This is a genomic window from Clostridium porci (assembly GCF_009696375.1).
In the GTDB taxonomy this organism is placed as follows: Bacteria; Bacillota; Clostridia; order Lachnospirales; family Lachnospiraceae; genus Enterocloster; species Enterocloster porci.
In genome coordinates this window covers 30484-42829 of sequence record NZ_VUMD01000002.1, presented here as the reverse complement: position 1 = coordinate 42829, position 12346 = coordinate 30484, and the positions used below count along the sequence as shown (strand labels likewise).

The 12346-nt window shown below is 45.6% G+C and carries 8 protein-coding genes; all 8 read right to left on the bottom strand.

Translation table 11 applies throughout. The features are described 5' to 3' along the window. Positions 1-86: 86 nt before the first annotated feature. Complete coding sequence (locus tag FYJ39_RS02370) at positions 87-776, bottom strand: response regulator transcription factor (RefSeq protein WP_154470871.1); 690 nt, start codon at positions 774-776, stop codon at positions 87-89. Then, complete coding sequence (locus FYJ39_RS02365; protein ID WP_154470870.1) at positions 748-2268, bottom strand: sensor histidine kinase; 1521 nt, start codon at positions 2266-2268, stop codon at positions 748-750. Before FYJ39_RS02365 ends, FYJ39_RS02370 begins: the two co-directional genes overlap by 29 nt. 301 nt (positions 2269-2569) lie before the next feature. Further along, the gene (locus FYJ39_RS02360) at positions 2570-3958 is read right to left on the bottom strand and encodes a glycine--tRNA ligase (RefSeq protein WP_154470869.1); all 1389 of its coding nucleotides are present in this window, start codon (positions 3956-3958) and stop codon (positions 2570-2572) included. A gap of 38 nt (positions 3959-3996) precedes the next feature. Further along, complete coding sequence (locus tag FYJ39_RS02355) at positions 3997-4647, bottom strand: hypothetical protein (RefSeq protein WP_195840357.1); 651 nt, start codon at positions 4645-4647, stop codon at positions 3997-3999. Between the two features lie 251 nt (positions 4648-4898). Next, positions 4899-7028 carry a right-handed parallel beta-helix repeat-containing protein gene (locus FYJ39_RS02350; protein ID WP_154470867.1) on the bottom strand — a complete coding sequence of 710 codons (2130 nt, stop codon included), beginning with the start codon at positions 7026-7028 and terminating at the stop codon, positions 4899-4901. A gap of 84 nt (positions 7029-7112) precedes the next feature. Then, complete coding sequence (locus tag FYJ39_RS02345; protein ID WP_154470866.1) at positions 7113-7865, bottom strand: hypothetical protein; 753 nt, start codon at positions 7863-7865, stop codon at positions 7113-7115. 619 nt (positions 7866-8484) lie between these two features. Continuing rightward, entirely contained in the window at positions 8485-9525 is a 1041-nt protein-coding gene (locus FYJ39_RS02340) for a ribonucleotide-diphosphate reductase subunit beta (protein ID WP_154471115.1), read from the bottom strand. 132 nt (positions 9526-9657) lie between these two features. Further along, positions 9658-12183 (bottom strand): ribonucleoside-diphosphate reductase subunit alpha, encoded by a 2526-nt coding sequence (locus tag FYJ39_RS02335; protein ID WP_154470865.1) that lies wholly within the window; start codon positions 12181-12183, stop codon positions 9658-9660. Positions 12184-12346: the final 163 nt, after the last annotated feature.

Genomic DNA, 12346 nt, shown 5'->3' with positions numbered 1-12346 from the left:
TTGCATACACGGGATTTCACTTTGTCCAAATAGACATACCTTCCTAGCTGAGATTATTTTACACCAAATCTAATGCAATGTCAAAGTTAAACCTTAAACCGGTATCCAACCCCCCAGATTGTTTCTATATATTGGGGCTTGGCCGTATTAAATTCAATTTTCTCACGAATCTTCTTAATATGCACCGTAACGGTTGCTATATCTCCAATAGACTCCATATCCCATATTCTGCTGAACAGCTCTTCCTTTGTAAATACGTGATTGGGATTCTGGGCCAGAAAAGCCAGGAGGTCGAATTCCTTGGTTGTAAAGGTTTTTTCTTCTCCGTTTATCCACACGCGGCGGGCCGTTTTGTCAATCTTAAGGCCGCGGATCTCTATCATCTCGTTAGCCGGCTGTCCGCTTCCAATTAAGCGCTCATACCGGGCCAGATGAGCCTTCACTCTTGCTACCAGCTCACTGGGGCTGAAGGGTTTTGTAATGTAGTCATCCGCTCCCAGTCCCAGTCCCCGGATCTTGTCAATATCCTCTTTCTTGGCCGAAACCATGATAATGGGCGTATTCTTAATCTCTCTTACCCGCCTGCAAATCTCAAATCCATCTATTCCAGGTAGCATTAAATCCAAAATCAGAAGATCATAGTCCTCCTTCAGCGCCTTTTGAAGTCCCTCCGTCCCGTCATTCTCCATTTCCACTTCAAAACCGGACAGCTCCAGATAATCCTTCTCAAGCTCCGCTATGCTCTCCTCATCTTCCACAATCAGTATTTTGCTCATCCTGTACAACCTCCTGATATTTTCTTAGAACAAAATGAATCTCCGTTCCAATCCCTTCCTTACTGGTAGCCCAAATGCGGCCTCCGTGATCCTCAATGATCTTTCGGACAATGGAAAGCCCGATACCGCTTCCCCCTTGAGAGGAATTCCGGGAAGAATCGGTGCGGTAAAACCGGTCAAAAATATTAGGCAGATCCTTCGCCGCAATCCCTTTGCCATTATCTTCAATTTCCACCTGGATAAAATCCCCCACATCCTTTATCCGAATATTGATAATTCCTTTTTTCTTATCCAGATATTTCACTGAATTACTGATTATATTATTGATCACTCGTTTCATCTGCTCTGCATCAGCAATTACCACCACATCTTCATCCACATAATTAAAATATCCCAGCTCAATACCTCTGGCCTCCATATCCAGGCCAACCTCCTCCACACAGTCCTTAAAATACTGGGCTACATTAATCTTGGAAAACGCATAGGGGATCTTATTGGTATCAATCTTGGAATAAAAGGTCAGCTCATCAATGAGCCGATCCATGTCATTAGCCTTATTGTAAATGGTTCGGATGTATTTGTCCAGCCTTTCCGGCGAAGAAGCCACTCCATCCATAATTCCCTCCACATAGCCTTTGATCGCTGTAATAGGGGTTTTTAAATCATGGGAAATGTTGCTGATAAGCTCCTTATTTTCCCTGTCATCCTGTACCTTCTCCTCTGCATTCTCCTTTAAACGAATCCGCATCTCCTCAAAATCCTGACACAGCTGCCCTATTTCATCATCCGCGTCTACGTCCAGAACATAATCCAGGTTTCCATCCCTTATCTTCTTTGTTGCTATCTGAAGCTTATTCAAGGGACTTAAGATCGATCGGTATACCCACAGAGTCAGAATAATTCCGGCTGTAATAAGAATGGAAGCCCCCATAATCATCATTTCTCTCAGCAGGGATTTCACCTCAGGAACCAGATCGTCCACATTCGAGATGATAAAAGCGCTGCCTAGGCTGCCGTCGGGATACTTAAAATCCATCTGCTTAATTAGATGCTGACTTTCCCCGTCCAGATAAATGCCGCCCTCCAGCTCCCCCCGTATGGTATCAAACCGGGGCAGCTGATCGCACAAGGTTTCATTGGCTTCCTTGTTATCATCACCGCAATACACGATACTGTCTCCCTTGCGCAGTATCAGGTACGCATAATGGCTCTTTAACTCGTCATTAACAGAATCCAGATAGGTTCTGTCATTGTACTTATCCGGGTTGGAATCCAGAGTTTTTCGAATCTCCTCCTGGGAACGCTTGGTAAGGCGGTTAAATATCTGCATGGAGTTGCCCGAGAACAGATCCACCTGCTCCGTAAGACCATACTCTTTTGAAAAGGATCTGGCCTGATAGCTGCTCAGAGCCAAAACCGTCAGATAAAACAGCAGCATTGGAACAAATGTTATAGTCAAAAACGCGATCGCCAGACGGGTCTTTAATTTCATAAGTCCCATCCTCCTTTGTTGGTTCTGGGAGCATAAACTGTCTCTTAAGCAAGACAGAGTGTTACCCGTTGCTATCAGTATAGCACAATTCGTTTTTTCCGTTTATAAAACTATTATAAACTTTATGAAAGGTCCTTATTCCATAAGGGATTTTACACTGTTAGCCCGCCTGTCTTTCTAACTTCGGACAGATGCCAGAGCTACCCCGGCTCATAGAAAAACTGCCTGTTTCCCTGGAAGGATACAAGCAGCTCTTTATAATTAGCAATTACCTTATTATGAAGCTTGTGAAAGCCTCTGGCTAAAAAATGAATTTGTCCGAAAGGTACTCTTTCAGCTCTGCAATGGGAACCCTTACCTGCTCCATTGTATCCCGGTCACGAACAGTCACGGCATGATCCTCCTCAGAATCAAAATCGTAGGTAATACAGAAAGGAGTGCCGATTTCATCCTGCCGTCTGTATCTTTTACCGATGTTGCCTCTGTCATCAAACTCACAGTTGTAGTATTTGGAAAGCTCTGCATAAATCTTCTCCGCGCCCTCATTCAGCTTCTTGGACAAAGGCAGAACCCCCACCTTTACAGGAGCAATGGCTGGATGGAAGTGCAGTACAGTTCTTATATCTCCTTCTCCGAGCTCTTCCTCATCATAAGCCGAGCACAGAAACGCCAACGTTACACGGTCTGCCCCCAGCGACGGCTCAATCACATACGGAATATACTTCTCCTTGCTCTCATCGTCAAAGTAGGACATATCCTGGCCCGATACGTTCTGATGCTGGGTCAGGTCATAATCCGTTCTGTCTGCGATGCCCCAAAGCTCGCCCCAGCCAAAGGGGAACAGAAACTCAATATCTGTCGTAGCCTTACTGTAGAAGGAAAGCTCCTCCTTTTCGTGGTCTCTTGCCCGCATTTCTTCCTCTTTCATGCCAAGGGCCTTCAGCCAGTCAATGCAAAACTGCTTCCAGTACGCAAACCACTCCAGGTCGGTGTCGGGCTTGCAGAAGAACTCCAGCTCCATCTGCTCAAACTCTCTGGTACGGAAGGTAAAATTGCCAGGGGTAATCTCGTTGCGGAAGGATTTTCCAATCTGAGCGATACCGAAAGGAACCTTCTTTCTGGAGGTTCTCTGTACATTTTTAAAGTTGACAAAAATACCCTGAGCCGTTTCAGGCCGAAGGTATACCACGTTCTTTGCATCCTCAGTTACACCCTGGAAGGTCTTAAACATCAGGTTAAACTGACGGATTTCAGTAAAATCATGAGCGCCGCAGCTTGGACAGCAGATATGCTTGTCATCCACATACTGCTTCATCTGCTCCTGAGACCATGCGTCTACAGAGCCTTCGCTGTGAATGCCGTGAGCCTCATTATAATCCTCAATCAGCTTATCGGCCCGGAATCGCTCCTTACACTGCTTACAGTCCATCAGAGGATCGGAGAATCCTCCCAAATGGCCGCTGGCTACCCAGGTTTGAGGATTCATCAAAATCGCGCAGTCTACACCTACGTTATAGGGACTTTCCATAACAAACTTCTGCCACCATGCTTTCTTAACGTTATTTTTAAGCTCTACGCCCAAATTGCCGTAATCCCAGGTGTTTGCCAGACCTCCATAGATTTCAGAGCCTGGATAAACAAAGCCTCTGTTTTTGGCGAGCGCCACAATTTTTTCCATCGTCTTTTCCATATCTGCATCCTCTCTTTATGTTCTTTGAAAATAATAAATTATTTTAATACGATATAACTTGTTCCCTCCTGGGCGGTCTGAACGGTTTTGCTGTCCTGGAGCGTACAGCCGTCGCTTATATAGAGAATGGCATTTTCAGTTTTTATAATACCCTGCCCTTCCGCTTTTACCGCCAGTTTTTCGTTACCGGCCCGGACGGTCTGGGCGTCTACTGTGTTTCCCTTCTCATCCTTGAAGGTAATTCCCTCAAAGCTCTGGCCGGCAGACGCGACGCGGCCTACCTCCAGGGCAGTAAACGGAACGTTATAATCACCGATCTCACCGGCAAATTCTACCAAGCGGGACGGGGTGTCATATTCTGTAATTAAAGTGGCTGTACCATTTCCAACGGCGACCGATCCGATTGCTACCGGGAGCCTTTCTGATCCGCTTGAGTTAACAGCCTGGGCCGGTTTGCCAAGGGAGCTGTTAAAAGCCGCAATCTTATTCTCTGCCCAGGTCTTCAGCTCTTCCTCTGTTCCATCCGAGGAATCATAGGGCTCTACCGAAGCCCAGCTGACATTACCCCCCTTATCTATCATAACGCTGTTTTCTGCGGGGAGCTTTTCCCCTGATTTGCCCATGGCAGAGCAGGCGGCAGTGGAAATGGCGGCAGCTAAGACCATAGTCAGTATTGTTCGCTTTTTCATAATATTTCCTTTCCTCACAAATGGTTCTGGGGCGAATGGGCGGAGGAACTGCATAGTTCATTGCCCACCTGGTTATTATACCCACAACCGCCTATATTTTCAAGCTATATCCTTATTTTAATTCAAACAACCATCTATAAGCATTACTGACGCCATGCCGGGCTGCAAGGAAGCCCCCAAAAGCCTAGGTGCTATCCGCGGCTTCGGGGGGCTAGGATGTAGAATGACGGTTCTCTGACCGAGCATCCTGATTATTTTTCTGGCATAAATTCCACCGCTCCAATATCAGGCTTTTCACCATACCGATTCTTATTCCCCAAGAAATCCTGATTATAGTTTACACCTTCTATTGCCGGAAAATTTCTTCCTACCACATGCTTTATACTGGTTCCTTTTCTGGCTAATTCGTAAAGCTCCCTAGGCGAAAGAGTTCTTCCATCAAAGGGCTCTTTACCGCCAAAATATGAAACTGCCTCCTCCAGCGTCACACCGGCGTCAATCAGCTTAGAACCCTCTGCCAATTTATATCCCTCAAATCTCCCGGAATCTCCTACCACTGGCTTATGGGTGTCATTAATCCTTGGCGCCAAGCCCGGAGAAACCAGCCCGGCTTCCCCGGCCTCAACCGCGTTGGGATCTGCTCTCAAGCTGCTCACGCCTCCAAGATACGCATTATTGTACAGCTTTATATTTTCCTGCAGCTTTGCCTTATCTTCGCTTTCTCCATAAAGAATCTGGCCCTCTGGATAATAGAACAGGTTATTAAATACATATGCCTCATTTACACCTACTCCTTTTTTTGCATTTGATAAATAAAAGATCCCCTTTGGAATGGTGCAATCAGAATAAATCGTATTGTTATAAATCATAACTCCTTTGGGGCAGCCCTGGGCAAATTCAAAGGTCTTATCCCTGTCATTCTGGCTGATGTTATAACGAATCGTGGCACCTGTGTGTGGATACCCTCCCATGATCAGCATAAAGCCGCCTTCATTGTTATGACTGTAATTATACTGCATAATGGAATTGGATGAGGCATGATCGCAGTCAAAGCCCTGACCATCCTGTACACTGTGGGTATCGTATGCCTCATTGTATTGTATCACTGTATTGGATGCCTCAAAAGGCCAGATTCCAACGTTATAGCCAGTTTCCTGATAGCGGCAGTCACGCACCAGATTTCTCTCAATCAGCGCACCGTCCGTATCACGTACGGTAATTCCGTCGCCGCCAATCTTTTCCATATAGTTTTCTTTTACCACTACGTTGGTGGATGGATACCAGTTGACAGGAACGCCAGGCGCATTCTGCTCCCACTGGTTGCACCATGAAGAGTTAACAAGCTTAATTCCCGATCGGTCCACTCTCTCAAAGGTACAGCCTGATATAATCACATGATCGTATTTGCTGGGAACGCCCGACAGCTTACCATCTACGATATCCGCTTTTACATCAAAAAAGATTCCTCCATTCCACTTTAGTCCAATATTTCCATTTATATCATGAATATAGCAATTACGGATGGAAATGCCAGAGGCTGTCCCAAAATCTTTGATAGATACATTGATGGCTCTTAACGGCTTCTGCTTATTATCACTGGTGTTCAGGCCAAAATCAGAACGATATTCAGAAGCTAGATTCGTTATTTCCAGATCGGAAATGGTTATATACTCCTGATTATAAAGGGAAATTACATTTTCCACCTTGCCCTCACCGTCAAGGCGAGGCAGTTCTCCCTCCCCATATGCGCCGATCACAATGGGAGCCTTCTGATTCCCCATGCCGGAGAAGGCAAGCTGCTGCCCTTGAAACACACTCCCCCGTTTCAGCAGGATTCGATCACCAGGAACAAACAATTCATGCTGCTTTACCCGATTCAGAGTTTTCCAAGCTGTTTTCTCTGAATTTCCAGATGAAGCATCATTGCCTTGAGCTGAATCAACATAAAATGTCATAGGCTGCCTCAACTCGTTTTCTTCAAATACCGCCATCACTTTTAATGTCTGGTAATTTCCGGAGGGCATAGCAAAGGTTCCATCTGTAACCCTAAGCCCTGGATAGCCTTCAATCTGGTATTCCTTTAGCCGATAGCCCGCCTTAGCTACGGAATTGAGTGTAATTCTTTCTCCTTCTGCCCCGTTGCCTATATTTGCGCAAGCGGCTCCTGCTCTATGCCCGGCATCTGGTTCTCCGTTATAGAAGGAAACCACCTCCACCGGCTTTTTGGACTCTATTATCCCCGCCGGCACCACAGGCTTTACCCCTGCCTCAGCCGTCAGATAACCGGGCATTTTCGTAAAACCAGGGCTATAGGATGTTCCACCATATAAAAGCATTGTGCCAAACAATACCAGAAGAATCTTTTTCCCTGTATATTTCATTTACCATCCTCCTTTTTAAGTCATGATTCATACCTGCATTATTTTTATTTTATCCTTCCATCTACTACTATTAATATAGCTTCTCTAGCTCTCAAGCCTTTGCCTCAGCTCTCGTTCAAAGCACTCTGCCGAATACTGATCTGCCACAGCGCCTTTCACTTCCTCATAGGGAATTAACCTTCCTTTTTCTCTTCTGGTGCAATTTAACAGCTTCTCCTCATCATTCCTGCCTTTCCAGCTGATCTGCTCTCCCTCATTCAGTCGTATCAAATGATTCACCAGCTCTTCATCTGATTCTGACAAAAACCGTATATTATCTGCTTCCAAAGCCACCTTTCCTTCGTACAGAATCTGGCCATTTTGCCGTATTGTATACTCTGCTTCAATTGTATCCGCATCCATGTAATTTTCCTGATGGGTTTCGTAGAAGCGAAAGAGTTCCGAAGGTTCCGTTTCTTCCAGAATACGGGCACGCAGCAGCCTCTCGTACTCACCCAAAAGCCTGCGATAGTATTGAAGCGGCGTATATTCTACAGGACCATATATAACACCCCCTTCCTCCTGCAGTCTTTTTCTATTCTGATTCTCAGCTTTCAATGCGTTCATGAAATCATCATAAGAAAACACATCTGTCAAGCCACACTCCGCAGCCCAGCTCCAGATTTCCCGCGCCCTGACCGCACGTTCCAGATCTCCCCCATTAAGAGCAAGCCCTTCCTCAGATACCAGCTCGCCTTCCACTCCAGATAAAGCCTCTCTTTCCATACCTGTTTTTATAACAACCGCAGCTATAGCAACTGCGGCTATAGCTATCAGACATATTCTTTTTATAAGCAAAACAATCCCTCCTGTCTGTGTCTAACCCCGTGCATTTTAAACCACTTTCTGCTGACATGTTTAATTATTTATTATAATTATTCCCCGTTTTATTATTATACATAAATTGCAAAAAGAAAAACATCCATAAATTATATAATATTTTATTTTGCTTTTTAGTTGTTCTAAACAGTTTTTTTCCTTTTTTTATTACTATTTATTTTTTATAATTAATTTCATGGTTTATTAATTCCGTATTTTCCGGCATAAGAATCGAATTAAAATGATTAAGGATTGATATAGCAGCGTCCGGCAGACCCCTAAAAAAAGAAGAGGATAAAGCATTACAATTTCCTGAAATTCAGGTAATCTGCAAATTAACCAGGCATTATCGGTTTTGCTCACAAAAAATCCGACATGATGTTCATAACCTCAAACACCACATCGGATATATACATAACGCTTAAAACCGGCGCTACCGCTCAAGCAGCCCAAGCTCCCTTTCATGACCTAAATTCCAGAACGTCCTTACTCTGTATACCGCCCGTCATCTGCGCCTATCTAAACCCATAAGCTCATTCACGTTTTCTTCAAACCTTCTTTCTCCCGCTCTGTCTCCATTGCCGCATTGCTTCTGCTTTTACAAATCATCCACCAGTGCAGTGGATTTCGCGTATGCTGTTGACTTAGCCTCAAAAAAATCTGTTTTTACCATATTGGCATTGGAATACTGGGATACCCACTCCATAGACTCCGGTTCACTTTCATGCCCAGGATAAATCACTTCATATCCAAGACTGGTCCATCGCAGATTGCCAAGATACTGAATATAATCAGATACCATATCCCTTGTAAGTCCCGGAATATTGTCCCCTATTACATAATGGCCCCAGGCAATTTCTTGACGAACGCCTTCCATCAAAAGCTCCCTGAGCTCTTTTACCATTTTTTCATCGAACAGCTCCGGGCACTCCTTCTGAAGCTCCAGGATGATGCTTCGAAACAGCCACAGATGGGTATTCTCATCTCTGTTAATGTAACGGATTTCCTGTGCCGATCCCGGCATCCTTCCGTTACGGGCAAGATTATAAAAGAACATAAAGCCGGAATAGAAATATATACCTTCCAGAATATAGTTGGCCATCATTACCTTTAAAAGCGTTCCTGGGTCCTTCTTTTCCTGAAACAGGTTATAGCAGTCTCCAATAAAGGTGTTGCGCTTAAGCAGCCGCTCATCTGTTTTCCACTGGTACAGGATGTCCATTCTCTCATCCGGGGAGCAAATGGTATCCAGCATGTAGGAGTAAGACTGGGAATGCACGCATTCCTGAAAGGTTTGAATATTTAAGCAAAGATTCACTTCATTCGCTGTAATATACTCACCTACGCATGGCAGGTTGGCAGTCTGGATTGAATCCAGAAATACCAAAAATGACAGTATTTTATCGTATGCTGTACGCTCCGGCCTGCTCAGCTTCGGATAGTCCTTTACATCCTGGGACAGATTGATTTCCTCCGGAATCCAAAAATTATTCATAGCCTGACGGTACCAGTCTGATACCCATGGATATTTCAAATTATTAAAATCATTGAGGTTTGTTGTATTGCCGCCGATCATTCTTCTTTTCACCACCTCTGTATCACCTGCCGGGTTAAACAAAGGCTTGTGAGGCAGCGCCATCTCCGTCTTAAACTCGCTCATCGAATTTCTCCTCCCTTTCTTGTAGATCACTGTTTCAGGCCTGGCCGGTTTTCGCAAAACAACAGGCGGAAGGAAAGGCCAGGCGCCGGGCTAAACAGTTTCAGCTATATGTTAAGAAGAACAGCTCTCACATTCTTCTACCTCCAAGGACTTGGAGCGAACATAGTAAACCGTTTTTACGCCCCACTTCCATGCCAGAATATACAGGTTAAGCACCTGTCTTAAGGTGAAATCATTGGTTATATATAAATTCATGGACTGAGCCTGATCAATGTGCCTCTGTCTGACTCCACAGGCTTTGACGGACCAGCTTTGATCGAGCAAATGTGCGTTTTTATAATACCAGTAGGTTTCCGCCGACAGCTCCGGCGCAACACGCGGAAGCATAGAGCCTTTCTTTTCCTCCAGAAAGTACTTGTTCATAACCGGATCAATACCGGCTGTGGTCCCGGCCAGGATCGAAGTAGAGCCTGTAGGCGCCACTGCCAGCAGATATGCATTGCGCATCCCCTGTCTGCTAACCCTTTTTTTAAGCTTCTGCCACCTTTCCGAACTGTAATTCCTCTTGTCAAAATAAGCCCCTGTCTGCCAGTCTGAGCCTTCAAATCTTGCATAACAGCCCTTTTCCTCTGCAAGCTCCGTGCTGGCCTCAATCGCAGCATAGTTGATTTGTTCAAATACCTTATCTGCAAATTTCAGATGTTCTTCCGTTTCCCAGCGTATCTTGTGCTTTGCCAGCATGTGATGGTAGCCGCTTACTCCTAAGCCTACGGCTCTGTATGTTCTGTTGGTAAGCTTCGCATAGGGCAGCGGATAATAGTTCAGATCAATTACATTATCCAGCGCTCTCACCGCTGTTTTTACCACCTCTGTCAGGTATTCCTGATTCTCAACCGGAATATTTCCCAGAGACAGGGATGCCAAATTGCAGACAACAAACTCACCTGGCCTGGTAGTATTTACCACCACTGTATCTCCGTTTTCGTTCTTAATCTCTGTCTGCACCGAAGCGATAGGCGCCATATTCTGTGCGATTTCCGTACAAAGATTGGAGCAGTAAATCATTCCCTCATGCCCGTTTGGATTCGCGCGGTTTACAATGTCTCTGTTAAATGTAAAGGGAGTTCCTGTCTCAACTGCTGATTTCAGAATCAGACGCACGATTTCCTTTAAGGATACCGTCCTCTTTTGTATGCGTGCGTCTCTTACACAATCAAAATAGCGTTTTTCCCACTCTTCACCGTAATAATCCTCCAAGGCATAGCCCTTTGTAACCAGAATTTCATGGGGACACATCAGATACCAGTCCTGCTCCAGGCTCTCCTGAGCCATTCTCCAGAATAAATCTGGATAACAGATGGCGGGAAACACATCATGGGCTTTCATGCGCTCGTCTCCATTGTTTGTCCTCAGCTGAAGAAATTCTGGAAGATCTCTGTGCCATGCATCCAGATAAACCGCCACTGCCCCTTGACGTACACCTAGCTGATCAACGGCAACCGCTGTGTCATTCACGATTCTGATCCAGCGGATCACACCGCCTGCGGCTCCTTCAAACCCGCGGATGGCGCTGCCAGCAGCCCTGACCTTGCCAAAGTACAGCCCCATGCCTCCGCCATATTTGGAAACCTGCGCAAAATTGTCTATCGAACGGAAGATGCCCTTTAGGCTGTCAGGAACGAGGTCAATAAAGCAGGAGGATAGCTGATGGTAGGGCTTTCTGGCATTTGCCAGCGTTGGTGTAGCCATAGTCACCTCCAGCTTTGAAAGCATATTGTAGAATTTCTTAACCCACTGCATACGTTCATGCTTTTCCTCCATTGCCAGATGAAGAGCAATTCCCAAATACATCTCCTGTGGCGATTCCAGGGGCTCATGCTGATGCGTGGAGATAACATATCGCTTGATCAGCAAATCCAATCCCGAAAAATTAAACAGTTCATCCCGTTCATTCACCAGAAAGGTTTCTGCTTCCTCAATCTCCGCCTTGCTGTAATGCTTCAGAATATAGTCCCCGTAAAGCTTCTGTTCTGCTAGCCAGCTGATTTTCTCATATAAATTATGGATGCCGCGCTTCCTTAACTCCTTATTCAGATTCCTGTGAAAACGGAAAGACAAAAGCCTGGCTGCAATATTCTCCCACTTAGGAGCTTCCTGACTGGTCAGCTCCGTCGCTGCTTTGATCAGAGCGGCCAGCTTTTCATCCGTATGCATGCCCTTTTTCATGAATCCTGCAAATTTCACCTGCAAAACTGACAGCGCATATTCCTCCTGAGGAAAGTCCCTCTGGATTTTCGCCAGCACAGAGCGAAAGCCCTCCGCGCCGATTCCGTCTGCCAAGGCCATTCTCACCCCGCGAAGCTCAGCCCGTTTCTGGCGGTACAGAATATAAGCCTTAGCTTCCTTATAGTAGCCCTTTTCCATCAGAGCCGTCTCCACCTGATCCTGAATCGCTTCAACCGTCCTGCTTTCCACTCCGTCCAGCTGCTTCTCCACAGCCTGCAGCAAGCCATAAAGCACCTCGTCATTTACCCTTGTCCCACAGGACAAAAAGCTCTTTTTCATTGCATTCACAATCTTTTCCGGGTGATATGCTTCCGTATTGCCGGAACGCTTAATAATCCTATTTATTTTCATCCTTTTTCTCCATCCTGCCGCACTCCATATGCCTCTTACTGCCGTCTTGCCTGATTATCCTTTTATCCAGGCTTTTATCATAAGCCTTTTACAGCAAAAACCCGCGGAGCTTCATGACCTTACATCCTGGTCATCCGCAATCCGCGGCTTCTGTCAGCAGTTG